Origin of the sequence: Pseudoxanthomonas winnipegensis (genome assembly GCF_004283755.1) — a bacterium.
GTDB lineage: Bacteria > Pseudomonadota > Gammaproteobacteria > Xanthomonadales > Xanthomonadaceae > Pseudoxanthomonas_A > Pseudoxanthomonas_A winnipegensis.
Map to the genome: position 1 here is coordinate 40,423 of NZ_SHMH01000005.1, position 24,626 is coordinate 65,048.

Sequence of the window (24,626 nt, forward strand, 5' to 3'; positions counted from 1 at the left end):
GCCGCCGCGCGAGTTCATGAATCTGGCCTGCAGGACAGCAACTGACGGCTCGCACGCGGTGCGTGTTGTAAAAATAAAACGGCCACGCTAGCTTGCTTCAACGCCCTGAGGAGCCGTCCTGCATGGCCAGACCGCCGCTGGTCGGTGTGCCGACCGACCGCAGACCGATCGGATCGCATCCCTTTCTGATGGTGGGCGAGAAGTACCTGCGGGCGATCGTCGAGGGCGCCGGCTGCGTGCCGCTGCTGTGGCCGTCGCTGACGCCGGCCTTGCCGGTGGAGGTGTTGCTGGACACGGTCGATGGCCTGCTGCTGACCGGCGCGATCAGCAACATCGAGCCGCATCACTATTCGGACGAACCGAGCTGGGAAGGCAACCCGCACGATGCGGCGCGCGACGGCACCGCGCTGCCGCTGGTGCGTGCGGCGCTGGCCGCCGGCGTGCCGATCCTGGCGATCTGCCGGGGCTTCCAGGAGGTCAACGTCGCCCTGGGGGGCACGCTCCACCAGAAGGTGCACGCGGTGCCGGGGCTGATGGACCATCGCCAGGAGACGAGCGCGCCGCTGGAGGTGCAGTACGGCCCGGCCCATCCTGTGACGCTGGCGCCGGGCGGGCTGCTGGCGTCCTTCGGTGAGGACGCGCCGTGGGTCAATTCGCTGCATGGTCAGGGCGTGCGCCGCCTGGCCGAGGGCCTGGTGATCGAGGCGACCGCGCCCGACGGCCTGATCGAGGCCTTTCGACATGAAGGCGTGAGCTTTCTGCTCGGCGTGCAATGGCATCCGGAGTGGCGGGTGACCGAGCAGCCGTTCTACGCCGGCATCTTCCACGCCTTCGGCCAGGCCTGCCGTGCCCGCGCCACCCGCCGCCAGGAGGTCGCCTTCGCATGAGCCGCCGCAAGACCCAACCCGACACGCCCGCCGAGCCGGCCGACAATTCGCTGCGGCGCTGGCTCAAGGAGCGGCGCATCACCGAGGTCGAGTGCCTGGTGCCGGACATCACCGGCATCGCACGCGGCAAGATCATTCCGGCCGACAAGTTCAGCCACGACTACGGCACGCGCCTGCCTGAGGGCATCTTCGCCACCACGGTCACCGGCGACTATCCGGACGACTATTACGAGCTGACCAGTCCCTCGGACTCGGACATGTTCCTGCGCCCGGACCCGGGCACCGTGCGCATGGTGCCGTGGGCCGCCGATCCCACTGCGCAAGTGATCCACGACTGCTGGACCAAGGACGGCGAGCCGCACGATCTGGCCCCGCGCAACGTGCTGCGGCGCGTGCTCAAGGCCTACGAGGAGGCCGGCCTGCAGCCGGTGGTGGCGCCGGAGCTGGAGTTCTTCCTGGTGCAGAAGAACACCGACCCGGACTTCCCACTGCTGCCGCCGGCCGGGCGCTCGGGCCGGCCGGAGACCGCGCGCCAGTCGTACTCCATCGATGCGGTCAACGAGTTCGATCCGATCCTGGACCTGATGTACGACTACTGCGATGCGATGGAGCTGGACGTGGACACGTTGATCCACGAATCCGGCGCGGCGCAGCTGGAAGTCAACTTCACCCACGCCGACGCGCTCAGCCGCGCCGATCAGGTCTTCCTGTTCAAGCGCACCATGCGCGAGGCCGCGCTGCGCCACGGCATCTACGCCACCTTCCTGGCCAAGCCGATGGAGAACGAGCCCGGCAGCGCCATGCACATCCATCAGAGCCTGCTGGATCGCAGGACCGGCACGAACGTGTTCGCCGGCAAGGAGCTGGGCAAGGAGCGCAAGACCTTTCTGCACTACATGGGCGGGCTGCAGAAGTATGCGCCGATGACCATGGCCTTTTTCGCGCCCAACGTGAATTCCTACCGGCGCCTGGCCATCGGCCAGGTGGCGCCGATCAACGTGCAGTGGGGCTACGACAACCGCACCTGCGGGCTGCGCGTGCCCAAGGACACGCTGGAGAACACGCGCGTGGAGAGCCGCTTCGCTGGCTCCGACGCCAATCCGTATCTGGCGATGGCGGCGACCCTGGCCTGCGGCCTGCTGGGGCTGCAGGAGAAGCTGCAGCCGACCAAGCCGCTGGCCAGCAGTGCGCAGGACATCGGCTTCGAACTGCCGCGCTCGCTGGGCGAGGCGCTGGACGAACTGGAAGGCTGCGCGCCGCTGCGGGCGCTGCTGGGCGAGCGCTTCGTGCGCGCCTATATCTCGGTCAAGCGCAAGGAGTACGAGACGTTCTTCCGGGTGATCAGTTCGTGGGAGCGGGAGTTTCTGCTGTTGAATGTCTAGGCGCGTGCCACGCGGCGCTGTGGAAACGGCCGATGATTCCCGTCGTCGTCCCCGCGAAGGCGGGGACCCATGGACGTGGACTCTGCGCGCGAAGGTCCATGGATTCCCGCTTTCGCGGGAATGACGGTTTTTTGAGGTCGCGCAGATGAAGGATTCTGTGGGCTGCTCCAGCCGCTAAGAGAAACCAACGCAAGTAAGACACGCCACCGTGTAACAAGCGAGAAGCACAAGTCCATGGATGCCCATCAAGCCCGCACCCTGCAAGACCTCGATGCCGCCCACCATCTGCATCCTTTCAACGACAACGCGGCGCTGGCCGCCAAGGGCACGCGCATCCTGACCCGCGGCGAGGGCTGCTACGTCTGGGATGCCGAAGGCCACAAGCTGCTCGACGCCTTCGCCGGGCTGTGGTGCGTCAACATCGGCTATGGCCGCGCCGAGCTGGGCCGGGCCGCCGCGCGGCAGATGGAGCAGCTGGCCTACTACAACAGCTTCTTCCAGTGCACCACCGAGCCGACCATCCGCCTGGCGGCCAAGCTGGCCGAGCTGACGCCGTACGATCTGGATCACGCCTTCTTCGTCAACTCCGGCTCCGAGGCCAACGACACCATCCTGCGCCTGGTGCGGCACTACTGGGCGGTGCAGGACAAGCCGCGCAAGAACGTCTTCATCGCCCGCCACAACGGCTACCACGGCACCACCGTGGCCGGCGCCAGCCTGGGCGGGATGAAGCGCATGCACGGGCAGGGCGGCCTGCCGATCCCGGACATCGTCCATGTCGATCCGCCGTTCTGGTTCCACGATGGCGGCGAGCTTTCAGAAGACGAGTACGGCCTGCTCGCCGCGCGCCGGGTGGAGGACAAGATCCTCGAACTGGGTCCAGAGCGCGTGGCCGCCTTCATCGGCGAACCGGTGATGGGCGCCATCGGCGTATACATCCCGCCGCGCACCTACTGGCCGGAGGTGGAGCGCATCTGCCGCCAGTACGACGTGCTGCTGGTGGCCGACGAGGTGATCACCGGCTTCGGCCGCACCGGGGAATGGTTCGGCGCGCAGACCTTCGGCTTCCGGCCCGATGTGATGACCATCGCCAAGGGCATCACCTCCGGCTACATCCCGCTGGGCGCGGCGATGTTCGGCGAGCGCGTGGCCGGCCTGCTGAAGGCGCAGGGCGGCGAGCTGGCGCACGGGGCGACGTACTCGGGCCATCCGGTGTGCGCGGCGGTGGCGCTGGAGAACATCCGCCTCCTGCAGGAGGAGCGGATCGTCGAGACCGCGCGCGATCACATCGCGCCCTATCTGGCCCAGCGCTGGGCGGAGCTGGGTGAGCATCGGCTGGTCGGCCAGGCGCGCATCGTCGGCCTGATGGGCGCCCTGGAGCTGGTCCCGCACAAGGGCCGGCGCACTCTGTTCGAGGAACGCGGCAAGGTGGGGGCACTGTGTCGCGACAACGCGCTGCGCCACGGGCTCATCCTGCGCGCCACCTATGACGCGATGCTGCTGTCACCGCCGCTGGTGATCGAGCGCGCGCAGGTGGACGAACTGTTCGACAAGACCTGGAAGGCGCTGGACGACACCGCCGCGGCGCTGGGGATCTGAGGCGTGATGCCGGCCAGCACAGCCCATCAACCCGGGCCGCACGCAGGCTGCGACGGGTACAGTCTGACCAACGACCGCCGCGGTGGCGGACCAGGGTGGAGAGTGGCGATGAAGGTGCGGGTGTTCGGAGTGATGGTGGCGATGGCCGGCCTGGCCGCCTGCGGCGGCGGGGACGGTGCGGCAGCGTCGGGCGAGGCGGGCGGCGGCAAGTCCAGGAACGTCAACGTCTACAACTGGTCGGACTACATCGCCCCGGACACCAATGCCGACTTCGAGAAGGCCACCGGTATCTCGGTGACCTATGACGTGTTCGACGGCAACGAGGTGCTGGAGGCCAAGCTGCTGGCCGGCTCCAGCGGCTACGACGTGGTGGTGCCCACGCTCAACTTCCTGGGGCGGCAGATCCAGGCGGGCGTGTTCCAGCCGCTGGACAAGGCCAGGATCCCCAACCTGGCCAACCTCGATCCGCAGATGATGCAGAAGATCGCCAAGCAGGATCCCGGCAACCAGTACGCCGTGCCCTATATGTGGGGCACCACCGGCATCGGCTACAACGTGGACAAGGTCAAGGCGGCCTTCGGCAATACCGAGGTCACCAACAGCTGGGATCTGGTGTTCAAGCCGGAGAATCTGGCCAAACTCAAGGACTGCGGTGTCACCTTCCTGGACACCCCGTCCGAGCTGATCCCGATCGCGCTCAACTACCTGGGCGAAGACCCCAACAGCACCGACCCGCAGGTCATCGACAAGGCCGGCGCGCTGCTCAAGACGATCCGCCCGTACATCGGCCAGTTCCATTCCTCCGCCTACATCGATGCGCTGGCCAATGGCGATACCTGCCTGGTGGTGGGCTGGTCGGGCGATGTGATCCAGGCGCGCGAGCGCGCGGCCGAGGCCGGCAACGGCGTGCACATCGCCTATTCGATCCCCAAGGAAGGCGCGCCGCTGTGGTTCGACATGCTGGCCATCCCCAAGGACGCCAGGAACGTGGACAACGCCTACGCCTACATCAACTACCTGCTCGACCCGAAGGTGATGGCCAGCGACTCGGACTTCGTCCGCTATCCCAACGCGGTGCCCAAGGCCAAGGCGCTGATGGACAAGGCCATCACCTCCGACCCGACGATCTATCCGCCGCCGGAGGTGGAAGCCAAGCTGTTCACCTTCGCCATCATCCCGCCGGAGGTGGACAAGCAGTACACCCGGCTGTGGACCGATCTGAAGACCGGCCGGTAGGCGGCGACGGGGCGGGGTGCATGGCCTGCATCGTGGCGCGGCGCTGCGGCAGAATCCACGCGTGATCCGCCCGTCGCCTGCATGATCCACCCACGGCGGCCGGTACCGCGCAGGCATCCAACAGCGACGAAGGCAGCGAGATGGCGGCAGGGGAACAGCAGGTGGTCGCGTCGGGATCCGGCCCTGCGCCGGGGGCGGAGGGCTATCTGCGCCTGGAGGGCGTGCGCAAGGACTTCGATGGCGTCCTGGCCGTGGACGAGATCGACCTGTCCATCCGCAAGGGCGAGCTCTTCGCCCTGCTGGGCGGCTCGGGCAGCGGCAAGTCCACGCTGCTGCGCTGCCTGGGCGGGTTCGAGACGCCCAGCGCCGGCAGGATCTTCCTCGATGGCCAGGAGCTGGGCGCGCTGCCGCCGTACGAGCGGCCGATCAACATGATGTTCCAGTCCTATGCGCTGTTCCCGCACATGACGGTGGAGCAGAACATCGCCTTCGGCCTCAAGCAGGACCGCATCCCTAAGCGCGACATCGCCCGGCGCGTGGAGGAGATGCTCGCGCTGGTGCAGCTGGACGACCTGGCCAGGCGCAAGCCGCACCAGCTCTCCGGCGGGCAGCAGCAGCGCGTGGCGCTGGCGCGCTGCCTGGCCAAGGGGCCCAAGCTGCTGCTGCTGGACGAGCCGATGGGCGCGCTGGACCGCAAGCTGCGCACGCAGATGCAGCTGGAGCTGGTGTCGATCATCGAGAAGACCGGCGTGACCTGCGTGATGGTCACCCACGATCAGGAAGAGGCCATGACCATGGCCACCCGCATCGCGCTGATGGAGGCCGGCCGCATCCGCCAGGTCGGCACGCCCGATGAGATCTACGAGCAGCCGGCCAGCCGCTTCGCCGCCGGCTTCATCGGTTCGGTCAACATGATCGAGGCGGTGATCGACCAGGACCACGCCGAATTCGTCACCCTGCGTGCGCCGCAGCTGGCCACCGACATCTACGTCGGCCACGGTATCTCCGGCTTCGCAGGCCAGGCGGTGGCCTTCGTCGTGCGGCCGGAGAAGCTGGGCATCGCCAAGGAGGAACCGGCGCAGCCGTACAACAAGGCCCACGGCGTGATCGAGGACATCGCCTACTACGGCAGTCATTCGGTCTATCACGTCAGGCTGCCCAGCGGCCTGGTCGTCCTGGCGCACTTCGCCAACGTGCAGCGCTGGGCCAGCGAGGGCCTGACCTGGGGCGATCCGGTCTGGGTGTGGTGGGGCGACCACGATGGCGTGGTGCTGACCCAATGAGCGTGCCGGCCTGGCTGACGCGGCTGCGCCAGCGCACGCCCGGCCCGCGCTGGGGCGTGATCGGCCTGCCGTATCTGTGGCTGCTGGTGTTCTTCGCCGTTCCGTTCCTGATCGTGCTGAAGATTTCCTTCGCCAGGCTGGCCATCGCCATGCCGCCGTACACGCCGATCCTGGACATGGACGGTGCGCAGGTTGCGCTCAGGCTCGACCTGTCCAACTATCTGCAGCTGGGCGCGCTGCGCAACGGCTATATCGCCGCCTACTTGAGCTCGCTGAAGATCGCCGCCATCGCCACGCTGCTGGCGCTGCTGATCGGCTATCCGATGGCCTATGTCATCGCCCGCTTGCCGCCGGCCTCGCGCCACATCGCGGTGATGCTGGTGGTGCTGCCGTCGTGGACCTCGTTCCTGGTCCGCGTCTATGCCTGGATCGGCCTGCTCAAGAGCAGCGGGCCGGTCGGACGGCTGCTGGAGCAGCTGGGCGTGATCGATGCGTTGCAGGCGATGGGCTGGATCGAGGGCCGGCAGATCCTGTACACGCCGCTGGCCGCCTACATCGGCATCGTCTACTGCTATCTGCCCTTCATGGTGCTGCCGCTGTACACCAACCTGGTCAAGCACGACCCGCGGCTGCTCGAGGCGGCCTACGACCTGGGCGCGCGTCAGTGGAAGGCGTTCGTCAGGATCACCCTGCCGCTGTCGCGCGCCGGCATCGTCGCCGGTTGCATGCTGGTGATGATCCCGGCGGTGGGCGAGTTCGTGATCCCCGAGCTGCTCGGCGGCCCGGACACGCTGATGATCGGCCGGGTGCTGTGGAACGAGTTCTTCGCCAACCGCGACTGGCCGCTGGCCTCGGCGGTGGCCATCGCGATGCTGGCGCTGCTGATGATCCCGATCCTGATCTTCCACCGCGTCCAGCAGCGCCAGCTCGAGGGCCGGCTGACGTGAGCGCGGTCGGTCGCGCGCGCTGGCCGGCCCGGATCGTGCTCGGACTGGGTTTTTCGTTTCTCTATCTGCCGGTGCTGCTGCTGGTGCTGTGGAGCTTCAACCGCTCGCGTCTGGCCACGGTGTGGGCGGGGTTTTCGTTCAAGTGGTATGGCGAGCTGCTGGGCGACGCCTCGATCCTGGAGGCGGCCTGGGTGAGCCTGCGCATCGCCTTCTGGACGGCCACTGCCGCGGTGGTGCTGGGCACGCTGGCCGCGCTGGCGATGACGCGCCTGCGCCGCTTTCCGGGCAGGACGCTGTTCGGCGGGCTGATCGCCGCGCCGCTGGTGATGCCCGATGTGATCATCGGCCTGTCGATGCTGCTGATGTTCGTCTCGCTGGGCGAGGTGTTCCATTTCCAGCCCAAGGGCATGGTCTCGATCTGGATCGCGCACACCACCTTCTCGCTGGCCTTCGTCGCCGTGGTGGTGTCCTCGCGCATGGCCGAGCTGGACAGGTCGCTGGAAGAGGCGGCGATGGACCTGGGCGCCAACCGGATCCAGGTGTTCTTCCTGATCACCTTGCCGATCATCGCCCCGGCGCTGGTCTCGGGCTGGCTGCTGGCCTTCACCCTGTCGCTGGACGATGTGGTGATCGCCAGCTTCGTCTCCGGCCCCGATTCGACCACGCTGCCGATGAAGGTGTTCTCCTCTGTGCGGCTGGGGCTGAGCCCCAAGATCAATGCGCTGGCGACGCTGTTGATCGTGGCGGTGTCGCTGTGCGCGTGCCTGGGCTGGTGGCTGATGTCGCGCGGCGAACAGCGCCGCAAGCGGGACCGGCAGCTGGCGCTGCGGGGCGGGGACGACGGCCGGAGTTGACATTAAGTGGGACTCCGGGTTTCACTTTCACGGCGTCGTGAGGCCCCGGTGCTCTAGCCTCCACGCAGACGTGCACGGCCCCGAGCGCTTGCGCCGCAGATCGCGGGTGCAAGCGCCTGGGGCATGGCCCCCACCTTCGCGCGCAGGAACCTGCCTTGAGCCAACACGACGATCCCGACCGCGGCCAGGACGGCCGTGCGCAGCCCCCCGCCGACGGGGACGATCCGCAGGGCCGGCAGGATCCGCCCAAGCCTTCGCCGCTGAAGAATCCCAAGGTGCGCTGGACGCTGATCCTCATCGGTGTGGTGGTGCTGATCGCGCTGATCGTCTGGCTGGTCTATCACCTGCTCATCGGGCGCTACCTGCAGGAGACCAACGATGCCTATCTGCAGGCCGATGCGGTGGCCGTGGCGCCGCGCGTCAACGGCTATGTCACCAAGCTGCTGGTCGAGGACCACGCCTGGGTCAAGGCGGGGCAGCCGCTGATCGAGATCGATGGCCGCACCTACACCGCGCAGCTGGAGCAGGCGCAGGCCGCCGTGGCAGTGCGCCAGGCCGACATCGCCGCCGCGCAGGCGGCCATCGAGGGCCATCGCGCACAGCTGGTGCAGGCGCGCAGCCAGGCCGCCTCGGCGCAGGTGCAGCTGAAGTTCGCCAAGGCCGAGGTGGCGCGCTTCACGCCACTGGCCGCCTCCGGTGCCGATACCCACGAGCATCTGGAGAGCCTGCGTCAGCAGCGCGATCAGGCCCAGGCGCAGTTCGATGCCGCCCAGGCGCAGATCGTCGGCGCGCAGAGCCAGATCGCCGCGGGCGAGGCGCAGCTGGAGCAGGCCAAGGCCGGGCTGCAGCAGGCCCAGGCCAATGTCGACCAGGCCAACGTGGCCGTGGGCGATACACATCTGAAGGCGCCCATCGACGGACGCGTGGGCGATCGCACCGTGCAGGTCGGCCAGTTCCTGGCCGCCGGCACGCGCACGATGACCATCGTGCCGGTGGAGTCGCTGTACCTGACGGCCAACTTCAAGGAGACCCAGGTCGGGCTGATGCGCCCGGGCCAGCCGGTCGAGATCGAGGTCGATGCGCTGTCGGGGGTGACCCTGCATGGCCACGTGGAGAGCCTGTCGCCCGGCACCGGCTCGCAGTTCGCGCTGCTGCCGCCGGAGAACGCCACCGGCAACTTCACCAAGGTCGTCCAGCGCGTGCCGGTGCGCATCCGCGTGGACGCCGGCGAGCAGGCGCGCAAGGTGCTGGTGCCCGGCATGTCGGTGATCGCCACGGTCGATACGCGTTCGGCCAAGGGCGCCAAGGACCAGGCGCAGGATGAGGCCGACCGCCTCGACGCCCGGGACACCTCCAAGCCGTGAGCGCCACCGGCGCCAGCGCGGGCGCTCGGCCGGCCGGCGCGCAGAAGGCCGACGCCGGGGCATGGCTGGCGGTGGCCGCCGGCACGATCGGCTCGTTCATGGCCACCCTGGACATCTCCATCGTCAACGCGGCCCTGCCGACCATCCAGGGCGAGGTCGGCGCCAGCGGCACCGAGGGCACGTGGATCTCCACGGCGTATCTGGTCAGCGAGATCGTGATGATTCCGCTGACCGGCTGGTTCGTGCGCACGCTGGGGCTGCGCAACTTCCTGCTGATCTGCGCGCTGGCCTTCACCGCGTTCTCGGTGATGTGCGGGCTGTCGACCTCGCTGCCGATGATGATCCTCGGCCGCGTCGGCCAGGGCTTCGCCGGCGGCGCGCTGATCCCCACCGCGCTGACCATCGTCGCCACGCGCCTGCCGCCGTCGCAGCAGACCATGGGCACGGCGCTGTTCGGCATGACGGTGATCATGGGCCCGGTGATCGGGCCGCTGCTGGGAGGCTGGCTGACCGAGAACGTCAGCTGGCACTACGCCTTCTTCCTCAACGTGCCGGTCTGCGCGGGCCTGGTGGCACTGCTGCTGCTGGGGCTGCAGCACGAGCAGGCGCGTTGGGCCGGCCTGCTGGAGGCCGACTGGCTGGGCATCTTCGGCCTGACCGCCGGCCTGGGCGGGCTGACGGTGGTGCTGGAGGAGGGGCAGCGCGAGCGCTGGTTCGAATCGGAATTCATCCTGTGGCTGTCGGCGCTGTCGCTGGTGGGTTTCGCCGCGCTGCTGGCGACCCAGTTCCTGCGGCACGAGCCGGTGATCCAGCTCAAGGTGCTGCTCAATCGCAGCTTCAGCGCGGTGTTCGTGATGATGCTCGCGGTGGGCATGATCCTGTTCGGCGTGATGTACATGATTCCGCAGTTCCTGGCCATGGTCTCGGGCTACAACACCGAGCAGTCCGGCTATGTGCTCCTGCTGGGCGGCGTGCCCACGGTGATCCTGATGCCGTTCATGCCCAAGCTGCTGGGCACGGTGGACGTGCGCGTGCTGGTGATCGGCGGGCTGCTGTGCTTCGCCGCGGCCTGCTTCATCAACATCGACCTGACCTCCTACAGCGTGGGCAAGACCTTCGTCGCCGGTCAGCTGCTGCAGGGCTGCGGGCTGGCGCTGGCGATGATGGCGCTCAACCAGGCGGCGATCAGTTCGGTGCCCAAGGACCTGGCCGGCGATGCCTCGGGCCTGTTCAACGCCGCGCGCAACCTGGGTGGCTCGATCGGCCTGGCGCTGATCTCCACCTTCCAGGAGCGGCGCATGACCTATCACACCCAAGTGCTGGGCAGCTCGGTCACGGCCAACTCGCCGCTGGGCCAGGACTACGTGCACCAGCTCACCGGCGCCCTGCACGCCGCCGGTGGCGATGCCTCGATGCAGGCCATCGGCGCCCTGGCGCGGATGGTGCAGCTGCAGGCGCTGGTGATGACCTACAACGACCTGTTCTGGATCTTCGGCGTCATCGTGGTGTGCTCGATCCCGCTGGCCTTCCTGCTCAAACCGCTGCCCAAGGGGACGCAACTTGCGATGCATTGACGCCCGCCGCGCCGCGCGCGCATCCCTGGCCGTACTGGTGCCGGCCCTGCTGGCCGGCTGCGTGCTCGGCCCCGACTATGTTCGCCCGGAGGTGGCGCCCGAGGCCGTGCAGGCGCCGCGCCTGCATCGCGCCGACGCGACCGGGGTGGTCAGCGCGCCGCCGCCCAGCCAGTGGTGGCGCGAACTGCACGATCCGCAGCTGGACTGGCTGATCGACACCGCGCTGCGCCAGAGCCCCAACCTGCGCGCGGCCGATGCGCGGGTGCGGGCCTCGCGCGGGCTGTTCGCCCAGCGCCGCGCCGAACGCCTGCCGCAGGTCGGTGCGATGGGCGCCTACGCCCACGTCAAGGCGCCGGATTCGATCCAGCACGACATCCGCGACGGGGCCGCCGGCATCGCCCAGGCCACCGACCCGGCCACCGGCGCGGCGGTCGAACAGGCCGCGCGCGACCTCGATCTGGACAGCGATCTGTACCTGGCCGGCTTCGACGCCAGCTGGGAGCTGGACTTCTTCGGCCGCCGTCGTCGCGCCGCCGAAGGCGCGGCGGCGCAGGCCGAGGCCGCGCAGGCTCAGCTGGCCGATGCGCAGGTGCGCCTGGCCGCCGAGATCGCGCAGGTCTATCTCAACTATCGCGGCCTGCAGGCGCGTATCGCCCTGGGCCAGGACGCCGTGCGCGATGCGCAGCAGGCGCTGGACCTCACCACCCAGCGCCGCGCGCACGGGGCGGATTCGGACCTGCAGGTCGAACGCGCCCGTGGCCAGCTGCAGCAGGACCAGGCGCGGCTGCTGCCGCTGCAGGCCCAGCGCAGCGAGGCGCTGGACCAGCTGGCCTTGATGGTCGGGCAGGTGCCCGGTTCGCTCGATGCGCGCCTGGCGCCGGTCGTGCCGCTGCCCGCGCTGCCGGCGCAGGTGAAGGTGGACGACCCGGCCGCGATGATCCGTCGCCGCCCGGACGTGCGCCAGGCCGAGCGTGAGCTGGCCGGCGCCAACGCCCAGATCGGCGAGGCGCTGTCGGGCTATTTCCCGCAGGTCACGCTGATGGGCAACCTGGCCGCGGTGGCGACCAAGCCCAGCGAGCTCAATGCCGATTCGGCCGCTACGCTGGTGGCGCCGTTCCTGCGCTGGTCGATCTTCGATTTCGGCCGCATCAAGGCCCAGGTCGCCCAGGCCCGCGCCGGCACCGAAGGCCGCGCCGCCGCTTACGAGAACACCGTGCTGGCCGCGCTGCAGGACGCCAACACCGCGCTGTCCAACTTCGGCTCGGCGCGCCAGCAGCTGCTGGTGGCGGTGCAGGCCCAGGCCTCGGCCGACCGCGCCGCTGCGCTGATGCAGCAGCGACGCGCGGCGGGCGCCTCCTCGCAGATCGACCTGCTGGACGTGCAGCGCCAGCAGCGCAGCGCCCGCGACAGCGCGGCCCAGGCGCAGGTGCAGCTGCTGGTGGACTACGTGGCCCTGCAGAAGAGCCTGGGCCTGGGCTGGCAGGACGCACCGCAGCCGGGCATCGCGGCGCGCTGAGTCGCGGGGATGCTGGGTGGGAGCAACTGTCTCCTCAACTCCAGCAGCCGTCCGTTCGTAGAGCGGAGCTCGCTCCGCTGCTCTTCGTTCGGTTCGTGGGGAAGGCCCCAGCGGAGCAAGCTCCGCTCTACAGGGGGGAGCTGCCATGGCGGCGATGGGGCTTTACCGGTAGAGCCCCATCGCCGCCATGGCGGCTCCCACCAGGAGTGGAGCAAAGCAGCGGCGACGGCTGGGTAACGCGCATCGGCGGATGATGGCGCGCTGTCTTGATGCTTCGCGGAGTCGCGCATGTCTACTGAAGTCCCCAATCCCTACACCGGCCAGGTCGAGCATCGTCAGACGCTGATGGGCTCCAACACCGTGGAGGCTGCGCTGCACGCGGCCCAGGCCGCGTTCCCCGAATGGGCCCAGCGCTCCATCGAGGCGCGGGCTGACGTCCTGCATGCGGTCGCCGCGGCGTTGCGCGAGCGACGCGAGACCTTCCAGGCGCTGATGACGGCCGAGATGGGCAAGCTGAAGAAGGAAGCCCTGGCCGAGGTCGACAAGTGCGCCGACGCCTGCGACTACTACGCCGACCACGCCGCGCACTACCTGAAGCCCGAGCCGATCCAGACCGAGGCGCGCTCCAGCTACGTGCGCTACGAACCGATCGGCTGCGTGTTCGCGGTGATGCCGTGGAATTTCCCCATCTGGCAGGTGTTCCGCTTCCTGGCGCCGACCCTGATGGTCGGCAACACCGCGCTGCTCAAGCACGCCACCAACGTGCCGCGCTGCGCCGATTCCATCGCCGAGGCGCTGCGCGCCGGCGGCGTGCCCGAGGGCGTGTTCGGCGTGCTGCACATCGACAACGATCAGGCCGCCCAGGTCATCCGCGATCCGCGCGTGGCCGCGGTCACGCTGACCGGCTCCGAGCGTGCGGGCCGCTCCATCGCCGCCACCGCCGGCAGCGTGCTGAAGAAGTGCGTGATGGAGCTGGGCGGCAGCGATGCTTTCGTCGTGCTCGACGATGCCGACCTGGACAAGACGGTCGCCGCGGCGGTGAAGGGCCGCTTCGACAACGCCGGCCAGACCTGCATCGCGGCCAAGCGCTTCATCGTGGTCGATGCGATCGCCGAGCGCTTCGTGCAGCGCTTCGTCGAGGCCGCCGGCCAGCTGCGCACCGGCGATCCCAACGACGAGGCCACCACGCTGGCGCCGATGGCGCGGCAGGATCTGCGCGACGAACTGCACAAGCAGGTCGCCGCCAGCGTCGCCGATGGCGCCACCGTGCTGCTCGGCGGCCAGCCCGGGCCGGGTCATGCCGAGTACCCGGCCACCATCCTGGATCACGTCAAGCCCGGCATGCCCGCTTACGCGGAAGAGTTGTTCGGTCCGGTGGCCAGCATCCTGCGGGTGCACGACGAGGCCGAGGCCGTGCGCGTGGCCAACGACACCAGCTTCGGCCTGGGCGGCAGCGTGTGGACGGCCGATGCCGCGCGCGGCGAGCGCGTGGCCCAGCAGCTGCAATGCGGCGCGGCCTTCGTCAATGCCATCGTCAAGTCCGACGTGCGCCTGCCGTTCGGCGGCACCAAGCACTCGGGCTTCGGTCGCGAACTGGCCAACCACGGCATGCATGAGTTCACCAACATCAAGAGCATCTACGTGAGCTGATCCGGCGCGGTGCCCGCATGCGATGATCGCGGGCACCAAGCACGTCGGGAAAGTGGGGCACGCCAGGGAACAGGCACCAGATCGCGGTGATCGGCTATGGCACCGCCGGCCAGGCGGCGGCCGCATTGCTGGCCGCGGACGGGCATCAGGTGCATGTCTTCGAACAGGCGCCGGTGCTGGGGCCGGTGGGCGCCGGCTTCCTGCTGCAGCCCACGGGGCTGCAGGTGCTGTGGGAGATGGGTCTGTTGCCGCAGGCCCTGGCGCATGGGCGCCGCATCGATCGTCTGTATGGCGAGACGCCGGCGGGGCGCGCGGTCATGGACATGCGCTATGCGCATCTGGATCGGCGTTTGTTCGGGCTGGGCATGCAGCGCGGGGCGCTGTTCGCGCTGCTGGCGCAGGCGTGGGACGGTTACGGCGGCGTGCACTGCGGCACGCGCATCGTCGAGATCAGCCAGGACACGCGCCGCGTGCGCGAGGCCTCGGGCCAATGGCATGGGCCGTTCGATCTGGTGATCGCCGCCGATGGCGCGGGCTCGGCGCTGCGCCGGCACACGCAGGGCGTGCGCTCGGAGGCCGCCTATCCGTGGGGCGCGCTGTGGTGCCTGGTGCCGCAGGACGACTGGGCCTGGCCGCATGAGCTGCGCCAGCGCTACGTGGCCGCGCGCAAGATGATCGGCATGCTGCCGGTCGGGACGCGTCCGGGCGATGACACGCCGCGCCTGAGCTTCTTCTGGAGCCTGCCGGCCGATGGATTCGCGGCCTGGGAACAGGCGGGGATGCCGGCCTTCCGGCAGGAGGTCGCGGCGCTGTGGCCGCAGGCCGATGCGCGACTGCACCCGCTTGAGGCCTGTGGCCAGCTGGCGCGCGCTGGCTATCGCAATGCCGTGGTCCACACCTGGCATCGGGACCGTCTGCTGCTGATGGGCGATGCGGCGCACGCGATGAGTCCGCAGCTGGGGCAGGGCGTCAACATGGCGCTGATGGATGCCGCCGCGCTGCGCGATGCCTTGCGCCGAAGCCGACCTTCCCGCCGCGCTGGCCCGCTATCAGCAGCGCCGTCGTGCGCATGTGGGCCTCTATCAGTTCTGGAGCCGCTGGCTGACGCCGCTGTTCCAGTCCGACCGCGACCGGGTGGCCAGGCTGCGCGATCTCGCCTTCCTCCGGCTGGGCCGGATGCCGGGCGGGCGCGGCCACATGCTGCGCGTGCTCAGCGGCCTTCAGCATGGCCTGTTCGGGAAGCTGACTTTGCCCGACGCCTTTCTGCTGGCGTTGGCGGGCGATGGATTGCAGGTGGTATCGGAAGCGCTTTCTGGCTTGGAACTGGCCGACGGCGGCTGAGTTCCGCTGAAAACCTCCTACCGTCATTCCCGCGAAGGCGGGAATCCAGTGGCTTCTCATCTACAGCTGAAGACATTGGCTTTGCCGGCGCTCACAGCGCGTGGGCGTTCTGTCTTCGGAGGGGCAGCGGTCCGGCGGGCGGTATCTGCTTTTCCCTCGGTCAGGGCATCCTGCCTTGCCTTAAGGCGCTCGGCTCCTGCCTCGCTCGTCGCGGCCACCGCCCGCCGGCCCGCTGCCTCGTGCGTGGCGTCGGAAGACTTCGGGTCGAAAGTCAAAGAATTCCCGATCCATTCTTCGCGGAGCCTCGCCCCGGCCGGGTACTGCGTGGTCATCAACCGCCGTAACGCGCCTCAGGCTCGTGGAGCTGGCTGCCGGGCTTGGGCGTCAGGTGCTTGCGGATCCAGTCGGCGAAGGCGGCTTCGGCCAGGGCGCCATCGGCCAGGCCGAGCATGGCGATGTACTTGTCTTCGTCGCGGGCCTGCAACTCCACGCCGTTGAGGACCAGGAACACGCGGTAGCAGACATGGGCGGTGCGCTTGTTGCCGTCCACGAACGGGTGGTTGCGGGCCAGCCCGAACGCCAGGCTGGCGGCCAGCGCGGCCAGGTCCGGAGGTGGATCGCCGTAGCCGAACAGCTGCTGGGGGCGGGCCAGGGTCGCATCGAGCAGGGCGTCGTCGCGCACACCGCCGCTGCCGCCGTGCTCGGCCAGTTGGCGGTCGTGGATGGCCAGCACCAGGGCCCGGGTCATCCAGACGATCATCTCACTGCGCCAGTTTGTGCAGCACCGTGCGGTCCTCGCGCATGATCCGCTCGGCCACTTCCATCTGTGCGGCCAGGGTCGGGTCGAAGACGGTGAGCTTGATGCCGTCCGGAGTTTCCAGGGCGTAGAGCGTGTCGCCCTTTTCCAGGCGCAGGCGGGCCAGCAGGTCCTTGGGCAGGATGACGCCGGCCGAATTGCCGACGGTGGTGATCTTGAGCTTCATGGTTGTGCGCTCGATGTTATAACGATGGTTATATTCCGATAGATTCACATAGGAACGCAAGGCCAAGCGAGGACTTTGCCGTATCTCGCCCCGTGCGACGCGGGAGGTGTACAAATGTCCACCCATGGACCCCCTGACCCCTCAACGCGCCGCCGTGCTGGCCTATCTGAAGGCCCAGGCATTGCGCGGACACGCGCCCAGCCTGGCGGAGATCGCGGCTGAATTCGGCTTTGCCTCGCGCAATGCCGCGCACAAGCACGTCCAGGCACTGGCCGAGGCGGGCCTGATCCAGCTGCGCGCGGGGCAGAAGCGCGGAATCCGGCTGCCCGAGGCCGTGCGCCGCGATGCGCTGCTGGCGCTGCCGGTGCTGGGCCGGGTCGCCGCCGGCGTGCCGATCGGCGCGGATATCGGCCTGGACGAGCAGCTGCTGCTGGATGCCGGCGTGTTCTCGCTGCGGCCGGACTATCTGCTGCGCGTGCAGGGCGATTCGATGATCGACGACGGCATCCTCGACGGCGACCTGGTCGGCGTGCATCGCAGCGCCGAGGCACGCGACGGGCAGATCGTGGTGGCGCGCATCGAAGGCGAGCTGACCATCAAGCGCCTGGAGCGCGGCCGGCACCAGCTGCGCCTGCTGCCGCGCAATCCGGCGCATGCGCCGATCGAGGTGCCGGCCGGGGCGGACTTCGCCATCGAAGGCCTGTACTGCGGCCTGGTGCGCAGGGGTTGAGGCCGTGGCCGAGGTGCCACGTCGTGCGTTGTCGGCGGTGCGGGCCCCGGGCCTGCCGCTGGACGAGCTGCTGGCCGCGCGCACGGTCTGGCGGGCCGGGCGCGGCGGCGCGCCGCGCCATGACGGCGAGCCCACCGGCCATGCCGCGCTGGACGCACTGCTGCCCACCGCCGGCTGGCCGCGCAAGGCCTTGACCGAGCTGCTGCTGCCGGCCGACGGCATCGGCGAGATCGCCTTGCTGCTGCCCACGCTGGCGCGCCTGACCAGCGCCGGTGAGCGCGTGGCGCTGATCGCCCCGCCGTACATTCCTTACGCGCCGGCCTGGCAGGGCCGCGGGGTGGATCTGGCGCAGCTGGAGGTGGTCGACGCGGCGCCGCGCGATGCGCTGTGGGCCTTCGAGCAGTGCCTGCGCAGCGGCGCCTGCGCGGCCGTGCTGGGCTGGCCGCAGGCGGCCGACGAGCGCGCGCTGCGCCGCCTGCAGGTGGCCGCCGACAGCGGCGACTGCTGCGGCTTCGCCCTGCGCGAGGCGCGCCATGCGCTCAACGCTTCACCGGCCGCGCTGCGCCTGGAGTACCACAGCGAGGAGGGCGCCTGGCGCGTGCGCAAGTGTCGCGGCGGCCAGGTGCCGGCCCAGCCGCTGCGGCTGGTGCATTGAGGCGTGGCCATGCCATCGCATCGACCGCTGCCGTGGAATCCGGCTCCCCGACCCGACGCTGACACGGCGCCCTGCGCGCGGGCGGTGCGCTGATGCTGTGGGCCTGCATCCTGTTGCCGCACCTGGCCATGGACGCGGTGCTCCGGCGCCTGCCCGAGGACGAGCGCGCCGCGCCGCTGGTGCTGGTCGAAGGCCCGGCGCAGCTGCGGCGGCTGCATTCGGTCAACGCCGCCGCCGCCCAGGCCGGGCTGACGCCGGGCATGCGCCTGTCGGCCGCGCACGCGCTGCTGGCGCAGGTGCGCACGGTGGATTTCGATGCGCAGGACCAGGCGCGCAGCCAGCGCTTCCTGGCCAGCTGGGCCTACCGGCACAGCTCGCTGGTCAGCCAGCAGTGGCCGCATGCGATCGTGCTGGAGGCGCGCGCCAGCTTCCGCCTGTTCGGGCCGTGGCCGCGCTTCGCCCAGCGCCTGCGCGAGGAGCTCGAGACGCTCGGCTTCCGCCACCGTCTGGCGCTGGCGCCCACGCCGCGCGCGGCGCAGGTGCTGGCCGGGCGCGAGGACGGCCTGGCCATCGCCCGGCCCGAGCGCCTGCAGCAGGTCCTCGACGCGGTGCCGGTCCGCGCCGCGCACCTGCCCGAGGACAGCGGCGAGCGCCTGCACCGCATGGGTCTGCACACGCTGGCCGCGCTGCGCGCACTGCCGCGCGACGGGCTGCGGCGGCGCTTCGGTCTGGCCCTGCTCGAACACCTGGATCGCTTGTACGGGCAGGCCGACGACCCGCTGGACTGGTACGCACCGCCGGACCACTTCGACGCGCGCGTGGAGATGGGCTATGAGGTGGAGAACCACATGGCGCTGCTGTTCCCGCTGCGGCGCCTAGTCGGCGATCTGTGCACCTATCTGTCGATCCGCGACGGCGGCGTGCAGCGTTTCGTGCTGCGGCTGGAGCACGAGCAGGGCCATAGCGATGTGGAGGTCGGCCTGCTGGCGCCCGAGCGTAACCAGGCGCTGCTGTTCGAACTGGCGCGCAACCGCCTGGAGCGCGTGGCCATCGATCAGCCGGTGGTGGGCCTGCGCCTGCTGGCGCGGCAGCTGCCGCCGTTCGTGCCCGCGGTGCGCGACCTGTTCGACACCCGCCCGCAGCAGGCGCTGGACTGGCCGCAACTGCGCGAGCGCCTGCGCGCGCGGCTGGGCGATGCGGCCGTCTACCGGGTCGAACCGGCCGGCGATGCGCGCCCGGAAAAGGCCTGGCGCCGCGCCCTGGGCGATGCGCCGCGCGGCGTGGAGACCGCCCCCGCGCGTCCGCCGCGCCCGGCCTGGCTGCTGCCGCAGCCGGTGGCCCTGCATGGCCCGGCGCGGATCATCTCCGGCCCCGAACGCCTGGAAAGCGGCTGGTGGGACCAGGGCGATGCGCGCCGCGACTACTACGTGGTGGAAACCGCGCGCGGCCAGCGTGCCTGGGCGTTCCAGCCGGCCGGCGTGCGCGACGCGCCGTGGATGCTGCATGGGTGGTTTGGATGAGGCGGGGCAGAGTGGAAGGCTGCGGGAGAGAGGGCGATGAGTTGGGATGACGCGGTCGATGGGGTGGATCGGGACACGCCGGGCGGGCGCATGCCGCGCGCCTGGCGCACGGCCCAGCGCCTGCGCACGGCGGCCAACGACGATGCGCCGCAGGGCGTGGCCGCAGACGGCCTGCCGGCCTATGCCGAGCTGCACTGCCTGTCGGATTTCTCTTTCCTGCGCGGGGCCTCGGATGCCACGGCACTGTTCGAACGTGCCAAGGCCTGCGGCTACAGCGCGCTGGCGATCACCGACGAATGCTCGCTGGCCGGCATCGTGCGCGGCTGGGAAGGCGCACGGGCCACCGGCGTCGGCCTGATCGTCGGCAGCGAGTTCGCGCTGGTCGATGGCACCAGCTTCGTGCTGCTGGTGGAGACGCGCGCCGGCTACACCCAGCTGTGCGCGCTGATCACCACCGCGCGGCGCGCCGCCAGCAAGGGCCGTTACACCTTGACGCGTGCCGATGTGGAGGCGCAGTTCCACGTCGCGGCGCCCGAACTGTTCGCCCTGTGGCTGCCCGGCGCGCAGCCGCAGGCGCAGGACGGGCGCTGGCTGCAGCAGGTGTTCGGCGAGCGCGCCTATCTGGCGGTGGAACTGCTGCGCGACGGCGACGACGACGCGCGGCTGGCCGCGCTGCTGGCGCTGTCCGGGCAGTTGGGCATGACGCCCCTGGCCAGCGGCGATGTGCACATGGCCACCCGCCGCGAGCGCGTGCTGCAGGACACGATCACCGCGATCCGCCACACCGTGCCGCTGGCCGAGGCCGGCGCGTTGCTGTTCCGCAACGGCGAGCGCCACCTGCGCTCGCGCCGGGCGCTCGGCAACATCTATCCGGCGGCGCTGCTCGAGGCGACGGTGGACCTCGCCCGGCGCTGCAGCGGCTTCGACCTCAAGCGCGATGTGAAGTACGACTACCCGGCCGAGCTGGTGCCGGCCGGGCATACCGCGACCAGCTATCTGCGCGAGTTGACCGAGGCCGGAATCCGCACGCGCTGGGCCGAGCGCGGCCTGACGCTCTCGGACAAGGTGCGGGGCGATATCGAGCAGGAGCTGGCGCTGATCGAGGAGCTGGAGTACGAGGCCTTCTTCCTGACCGTGCATGACGTGGTGCGCTTCGCCAAGTCGCAGGGAATCCTGTGCCAGGGGCGCGGCTCTTCGGCCAACTCCGCCGTGTGCTACGCGCTGGGCATCACCGCGGTGGACCCGGACGAGAATCGCCTGCTGATCTCCCGCTTCCTGTCCAAGGCGCGCAACGAGCCGCCCGATATCGACGTCGATTTCGAACACGAGCGGCGCGAGGAGGTCATCCAGTACGTCTACCGCAAGTACGGCCGCGCGCGTGCGGCGCTGGCGGCCACGGTCATCAGCTACCGCGGCAAGAGCGCGGTGCGCGAGGTGGCCAAGGCCTTCGGCCTGCCGCCGGACCAGATCGCGCTGCTGGCCAACTGCTTCGGCTGGGGCAATGGCGACACGCCGATGCAGCAGCGGCTGGAGGAGGCCGGCTTCGACACCGCCAATCCGCTGATCGTGAGGATTCTGGCTCTCACCTGCATGCTCGAAGGCAAGCCGCGCCACCTGTCCCAGCACGTCGGCGGCTTCGTCATCGCCGAGCAGACCCTGTCCACCGTGGTGCCGGTGGAGAACGCGGCCATGGCCGACCGCACCATCATCCAGTGGGAGAAGGACGACCTGGAGACCATGGGCATGCTCAAGGTCGACTGCCTGGCGCTGGGCATGCTGACCTGCATCCGCAAGACGCTGGACCTGATCCGCGTGCACCGTGGGCGCGATCACGACATCGCCAGTGTCCCGTCCAACGACAAGCCCACCTACGACATGATCCAACTGGCCGACACGGTCGGCGTGTTCCAGATCGAATCGCGCGCGCAGATGGCCATGCTGCCGCGGCTCAAGCCCGCCAAGTTCTACGACCTGGTGATCGAGGTGGCGATCGTGCGCCCCGGGCCGATCCAGGGCGACATGGTCCATCCCTATCTGCGCCGGCGTCAGGGGCTGGAGCAGCCCACCTATCCGTCCGAGGGCGTCGAGGAGATCCTCGGGCCGACGCTGGGCGTGCCGCTGTTCCAGGAGCAGGTGATGGAGCTGGTGATCCATGCCGGCTATCAGCCGGACGAGGCCGACGGCCTGCGCCGCTCGATGGCCGCCTGGCGACGCGGCGGCGACATGGAGCCGCACCGCGTGCGCATCCGCCAGCTGATGGAGGACAAGGGCTACGCGCCGGCGTTCATCGACCAGATCTTCGACCAGATCAAGGGCTTCGGCTCGTATGGCTTCCCGCAGAGCCACGCGGCCTCCTTCGCCAAGCTGGTTTATGTCAGCTGCTGGCTCAAACGGCACGAGCCTGCGGCCTTCGCCTGCGGCCTGTTGAACGCGCAGCCGATGGGGTTCTATTCGCCCAGCCAGATCGTGCAGGACGCGCGCCGCGGCAAGGCCGCGCGCCAGGCCGTCACCGTGCTGCCGGTGGACGTGCTGCACAGCGACTGGGACAACACCCTGGTCGGCGGAAGGCCGTGGCGCAGCGCGCACGATCCGGGCGAGCAGCCGGACATCCGTCTGGGCTTCCGCCAGGTGGCCGGCCTGTCCGAAGCCACCGGCAAGGCGGTCATGGCCGCGCGCGCGCAGCGCGCCTTCGCCGATCTGGAAGACCTGTGCCTGCGCGCCGGCCTGGACGAGAAGGCCCGCACCGCGCTGGCCGAAGCCGGCGCGCTGCGCTCGCTGGTCGGTCACCGCAATGCCGCGCGCTGGGCGGTGGCCGGGGTCGAGCGTCGCCGCCCGCTGCTGCCCGGCAGCCCGCGCGAACAGGCCATCGCAATGCCGGCGCCGCGCATCGGCCAGGACATCACCGCCGACTACCGCTGCGTCGGCCTGAGCCTGGAGGCGCATCCGATGGCGCTGCTGCGCGGGCGCATGCGCGCCCAGCGCATCCTCGGCCTGCGCGAGCTGCAGGACCGGCCCAGCGGCAGCGGCGTGCACGTGGCCGGGCTGGTCACCCAGCGCCAGCGCCCGGCCACGGCCAAGGGCACCATCTTCGTCACGCTCGAGGACGAGCAGGGCATGATCAACGTGATCGTCTGGCCGCACCTGGCGATGCGCCGGCGGCGCGCGCTGCTGGAGTCGCGGCTGCTGGCCGTGCGCGGGCGCTGGGAGCGCGTGGACGGGGTCGAACACCTCATCGCCGGCGACCTGCGCGACCTGAGCGAGATGCTCGGCGAGCTGGCGCTGCCCTCGCGGGATTTCCATTGAACGCGCGCTCGGCCCATCCGTACGTCGGCGACCTGTTCGCGCCCGCGCCGCTGACGGTGTTCGACGACGCCGAGGGCGGCATGCGCTACTGGCCCGACGTGGTCGATCCGGCCACCGCCGCGCGCTGGTTCGACGCCCTGCGCGAGGGCGCCCACTGGAAGCACGAGCGCCGCCCGATGTACGACCGCATCGTCGACGTGCCGCGTCTGCGCGCCGGCTACCGGCTGGACGAGTTGCCGCCACAGCTGCCGCTGGCCGACATGCTGGCCCTGGTGCAAGCGTGCGTGCCGGCGCCGTACACCGGGGTGGGCATGAACTTCTATCGCGACGGCCGCGACAGCGTGGCCATGCACCACGACAAGCTGCACACGCTGGTGCCCGGCCAACCGATCGCGCTGGTCTCGCTGGGCGGCACGCGGCGCATGCACATCCGCGCCATGCACGGCCGCCGCCGCACCTTCGCCCTCGATCTGGCCCCGGGCAGCCTGTTGGTGATGAGCCATGCCAGCCAGCTCACTCACGAACACGGCATTCCCAAGACCGATGCGGCGGTGGCGCCGCGCATGAGCGTGGTGTTCCGCGCGCGGCCGGACTGAGAACTGCGTCAAGCGCATTGCGTGCGGCGTGCAACGCCTGAGTTTGCCGGCTGGCGGCCCGGCAATGCCGCTGTTTCATCGGCAAGCGTGACGTACATGCACTTGTCAACTCGATCACGTTGGTAATTCGGGATATCCGCTTCAGAAAGCGCTTGCAGCACCGTCTTGGCCGATCTAAACAGGCGCACGCGATCCGCAAAGGCTCGCCAGGAACAGGGGCGTTACATGCACGGCTTGAAGCATCACCATCGCCTCCGGCGCGCCGGGGGTGCGTCAGCTTCCGTTGGCGATCGCCTGGCCTTGGCGTATCGCCAGGAAGGCTTTGCCGTGCGTGCCGCGCCGCTGCCCGCTGATGGCCCGCAGCAGCCCGATGCCGCCCTGCTGCTCAGCCGTGGCGGGCAGATCGTGCTGGTCCATGCCTACGGTTCGGTCCATGGCGCGCAGGCGCAGGCCGCCGTGCAGCAGCTGGCCACCGACGGTTTCACCCAGGGTGCGACGCGGGGCGAGCTGATCGCCGCCGCCGGCTTCACCGTGGCCGCCTACCAGGCCGCGCTGCGCCTGGGCCAGATCACGCTGTGCGAAGACGCCGCGCGCGCCGCGCTGCTCGATGCCCCTGTCGAGGACACGCCTATCGCCACGCGCGTCCGCACGCCGGGGCGTCCGGCCCTGGCGCTGCGCGCTGCCATCAGCTGCGGTGGCGCGGCGATGGCCCTGGTCCTGGTGCTGGCCGCCATGCCGGGCCTGCGCGGTCAGATGCAGGACCTGCTGCACCGTCCCGCGTCCGCGCCGGCCATGGCCACCCCGATCGCGGCCAGCGACTGGGTGGCACCGGCCGGATCGCGCTCTGGCGCGCTGGAGCTGGGCGGCACGCTCGCTCCGTCCATGGCCCAGGCCCAGTCGATGACCGCGCCGCTGCCGGCCAACTTCAACCAGGCACTGGCCGCGCGGCTCTAGGCCTCGCGCCTCCTCCGTCACGCAATGGCGTGACGTCCACGCCCCTGCATGCAGTCTGTTGTGGACAGCCCTTAGGAGCGCCGCATGCCGACCCTGCCCAACGACCCCATCCCGCCGTCCGACATGGACCCGCGCGTGGACGATCCGCCGCCGTTGCCCGCCCCGTCGCGGCATGACGGCCAGGAAGAGGGCGACCCCGCCGTCGACGAACCGCTCGCACCGGGCCATCCGCACGGCGCTTGAGGCCGCGCA

At 70.0% G+C, this 24,626-nt stretch carries 20 protein-coding genes and 1 pseudogene; 19 read left to right on the top strand and 2 right to left on the bottom strand.

Annotated elements, in window-relative coordinates:
* Positions 1 to 122 precede the first annotated feature (122 nt).
* The 12 genes and pseudogenes from EAT51_RS10540 to EAT51_RS10595 all read left to right on the top strand — a co-directional run bounded on the left by EAT51_RS10540 (position 123) and on the right by EAT51_RS10595 (position 15,633).
* Complete coding sequence (locus EAT51_RS10540) at positions 123 to 887, top strand: gamma-glutamyl-gamma-aminobutyrate hydrolase family protein (protein WP_130517750.1); 765 nt, start codon at positions 123 to 125, stop codon at positions 885 to 887.
* The gene (locus EAT51_RS10545) at positions 884 to 2,269 is read left to right on the top strand and encodes a glutamine synthetase family protein (RefSeq protein WP_130517752.1); all 1,386 of its coding nucleotides are present in this window, start codon (positions 884 to 886) and stop codon (positions 2,267 to 2,269) included. Before EAT51_RS10540 ends, EAT51_RS10545 begins: the two co-directional genes overlap by 4 nt.
* 234 nt (positions 2,270 to 2,503) lie before the next feature.
* A complete protein-coding gene (locus tag EAT51_RS10550; RefSeq protein WP_130517754.1) occupies positions 2,504 to 3,868 on the top strand; it encodes an aspartate aminotransferase family protein in 1,365 nt (454 codons plus the stop codon).
* Positions 3,869 to 3,976: 108 nt separating this feature from the next.
* Positions 3,977 to 5,104, top strand: coding sequence for a polyamine ABC transporter substrate-binding protein (locus EAT51_RS10555; protein ID WP_130517756.1), 1,128 nt, complete (start codon positions 3,977 to 3,979; stop codon positions 5,102 to 5,104).
* Between the two features lie 140 nt (positions 5,105 to 5,244).
* Positions 5,245 to 6,387, top strand: coding sequence for an ABC transporter ATP-binding protein (locus EAT51_RS10560; protein WP_130517758.1), 1,143 nt, complete (start codon positions 5,245 to 5,247; stop codon positions 6,385 to 6,387).
* On the top strand, positions 6,384 to 7,334 hold the full coding sequence (locus EAT51_RS10565) for an ABC transporter permease subunit (RefSeq protein ID WP_130561599.1): 951 nt from the start codon (positions 6,384 to 6,386) through the stop codon (positions 7,332 to 7,334). Before EAT51_RS10560 ends, EAT51_RS10565 begins: the two co-directional genes overlap by 4 nt.
* The gene (locus EAT51_RS10570) at positions 7,331 to 8,188 is read left to right on the top strand and encodes an ABC transporter permease subunit (protein ID WP_130517763.1); all 858 of its coding nucleotides are present in this window, start codon (positions 7,331 to 7,333) and stop codon (positions 8,186 to 8,188) included. The genes EAT51_RS10565 and EAT51_RS10570 overlap by 4 nt, the downstream gene beginning before the upstream one ends.
* Before the next feature lie 155 nt (positions 8,189 to 8,343).
* The gene (locus tag EAT51_RS10575; RefSeq protein ID WP_130517765.1) at positions 8,344 to 9,552 is read left to right on the top strand and encodes an HlyD family secretion protein; all 1,209 of its coding nucleotides are present in this window, start codon (positions 8,344 to 8,346) and stop codon (positions 9,550 to 9,552) included.
* Positions 9,549 to 11,126 carry an MDR family MFS transporter gene (locus tag EAT51_RS10580; protein ID WP_130517767.1) on the top strand — a complete coding sequence of 526 codons (1,578 nt, stop codon included), beginning with the start codon at positions 9,549 to 9,551 and terminating at the stop codon, positions 11,124 to 11,126. Before EAT51_RS10575 ends, EAT51_RS10580 begins: the two co-directional genes overlap by 4 nt.
* On the top strand, positions 11,113 to 12,642 hold the full coding sequence (locus tag EAT51_RS10585) for an efflux transporter outer membrane subunit (RefSeq protein ID WP_130517769.1): 1,530 nt from the start codon (positions 11,113 to 11,115) through the stop codon (positions 12,640 to 12,642). The genes EAT51_RS10580 and EAT51_RS10585 overlap by 14 nt, the downstream gene beginning before the upstream one ends.
* Before the next feature lie 288 nt (positions 12,643 to 12,930).
* The gene (locus tag EAT51_RS10590; protein ID WP_130517771.1) at positions 12,931 to 14,292 is read left to right on the top strand and encodes an NAD-dependent succinate-semialdehyde dehydrogenase; all 1,362 of its coding nucleotides are present in this window, start codon (positions 12,931 to 12,933) and stop codon (positions 14,290 to 14,292) included.
* Between the two features lie 80 nt (positions 14,293 to 14,372).
* Positions 14,373 to 15,633: pseudogene (locus EAT51_RS10595) on the top strand (FAD-dependent oxidoreductase).
* A 331-nt stretch (positions 15,634 to 15,964) separates the two neighbouring features.
* On the opposite strand, the gene EAT51_RS10600 reads toward EAT51_RS10595, so the two are convergent.
* Together EAT51_RS10600 and EAT51_RS10605 are read right to left on the bottom strand one after the other, a co-directional pair.
* On the bottom strand, positions 15,965 to 16,393 hold the full coding sequence (locus EAT51_RS10600; protein WP_130517773.1) for a type II toxin-antitoxin system death-on-curing family toxin: 429 nt from the start codon (positions 16,391 to 16,393) through the stop codon (positions 15,965 to 15,967).
* A gap of 1 nt (position 16,394) precedes the next feature.
* Positions 16,395 to 16,616: an AbrB/MazE/SpoVT family DNA-binding domain-containing protein gene (locus EAT51_RS10605; protein ID WP_130517776.1), complete on the bottom strand. Its 222-nt coding sequence runs from the start codon at positions 16,614 to 16,616 to the stop codon at positions 16,395 to 16,397.
* A gap of 124 nt (positions 16,617 to 16,740) precedes the next feature.
* Between EAT51_RS10605 and lexA the strand changes: the two genes are divergently transcribed.
* The 7 genes from lexA to EAT51_RS20290 all read left to right on the top strand — a co-directional run bounded on the left by lexA (position 16,741) and on the right by EAT51_RS20290 (position 24,617).
* Entirely contained in the window at positions 16,741 to 17,346 is a 606-nt protein-coding gene (lexA, locus tag EAT51_RS10610) for a transcriptional repressor LexA (protein WP_130517777.1), read from the top strand.
* A gap of 4 nt (positions 17,347 to 17,350) precedes the next feature.
* A complete protein-coding gene (gene imuA, locus EAT51_RS10615) occupies positions 17,351 to 18,001 on the top strand; it encodes a translesion DNA synthesis-associated protein ImuA (protein ID WP_228257893.1) in 651 nt (216 codons plus the stop codon).
* 92 nt (positions 18,002 to 18,093) lie between these two features.
* Positions 18,094 to 19,521, top strand: coding sequence for a Y-family DNA polymerase (locus EAT51_RS10620; protein ID WP_130517779.1), 1,428 nt, complete (start codon positions 18,094 to 18,096; stop codon positions 19,519 to 19,521).
* Between the two features lie 36 nt (positions 19,522 to 19,557).
* Positions 19,558 to 22,824 carry an error-prone DNA polymerase gene (locus tag EAT51_RS10625; protein ID WP_165421917.1) on the top strand — a complete coding sequence of 1,089 codons (3,267 nt, stop codon included), beginning with the start codon at positions 19,558 to 19,560 and terminating at the stop codon, positions 22,822 to 22,824.
* Positions 22,825 to 22,904: 80 nt separating this feature from the next.
* The gene (locus tag EAT51_RS10630; RefSeq protein ID WP_130518729.1) at positions 22,905 to 23,420 is read left to right on the top strand and encodes an alpha-ketoglutarate-dependent dioxygenase AlkB; all 516 of its coding nucleotides are present in this window, start codon (positions 22,905 to 22,907) and stop codon (positions 23,418 to 23,420) included.
* Between the two features lie 327 nt (positions 23,421 to 23,747).
* The gene (locus EAT51_RS10635) at positions 23,748 to 24,374 is read left to right on the top strand and encodes a hypothetical protein (protein WP_130517780.1); all 627 of its coding nucleotides are present in this window, start codon (positions 23,748 to 23,750) and stop codon (positions 24,372 to 24,374) included.
* Positions 24,375 to 24,458: 84 nt separating this feature from the next.
* Positions 24,459 to 24,617, top strand: coding sequence for a hypothetical protein (locus EAT51_RS20290; RefSeq protein WP_165402960.1), 159 nt, complete (start codon positions 24,459 to 24,461; stop codon positions 24,615 to 24,617).
* Positions 24,618 to 24,626: the final 9 nt, after the last annotated feature.

Bases quoted from the DNA above. Each gene is read 5' to 3' on its own strand.
- EAT51_RS10540 (WP_130517750.1), top strand. From the start codon at position 123: ATGGCCAGACCGCCGCTGGTCGGTGTGCCGACCGACCGCAGACCGATC.
- EAT51_RS10545 (WP_130517752.1), top strand. From the start codon at position 884: ATGAGCCGCCGCAAGACCCAACCCGACACGCCCGCCGAGCCGGCCGAC.
- EAT51_RS10550 (WP_130517754.1), top strand. From the start codon at position 2,504: ATGGATGCCCATCAAGCCCGCACCCTGCAAGACCTCGATGCCGCCCAC.
- EAT51_RS10555 (WP_130517756.1), top strand. From the start codon at position 3,977: ATGAAGGTGCGGGTGTTCGGAGTGATGGTGGCGATGGCCGGCCTGGCC.
- EAT51_RS10560 (WP_130517758.1), top strand. From the start codon at position 5,245: ATGGCGGCAGGGGAACAGCAGGTGGTCGCGTCGGGATCCGGCCCTGCG.
- EAT51_RS10565 (WP_130561599.1), top strand. From the start codon at position 6,384: ATGAGCGTGCCGGCCTGGCTGACGCGGCTGCGCCAGCGCACGCCCGGC.
- EAT51_RS10590 (WP_130517771.1), top strand. From the start codon at position 12,931: ATGTCTACTGAAGTCCCCAATCCCTACACCGGCCAGGTCGAGCATCGT.
- EAT51_RS10600 (WP_130517773.1), bottom strand. From the start codon at position 16,393: ATGATCGTCTGGATGACCCGGGCCCTGGTGCTGGCCATCCACGACCGC.
- EAT51_RS10605 (WP_130517776.1), bottom strand. From the start codon at position 16,616: ATGAAGCTCAAGATCACCACCGTCGGCAATTCGGCCGGCGTCATCCTG.
- lexA (WP_130517777.1), top strand. From the start codon at position 16,741: ATGGACCCCCTGACCCCTCAACGCGCCGCCGTGCTGGCCTATCTGAAG.
- EAT51_RS10620 (WP_130517779.1), top strand. From the start codon at position 18,094: ATGCTGTGGGCCTGCATCCTGTTGCCGCACCTGGCCATGGACGCGGTG.
- EAT51_RS10625 (WP_165421917.1), top strand. From the start codon at position 19,558: ATGAGTTGGGATGACGCGGTCGATGGGGTGGATCGGGACACGCCGGGC.
- EAT51_RS10630 (WP_130518729.1), top strand. From the start codon at position 22,905: ATGCGCTACTGGCCCGACGTGGTCGATCCGGCCACCGCCGCGCGCTGG.
- EAT51_RS20290 (WP_165402960.1), top strand. From the start codon at position 24,459: ATGCCGACCCTGCCCAACGACCCCATCCCGCCGTCCGACATGGACCCG.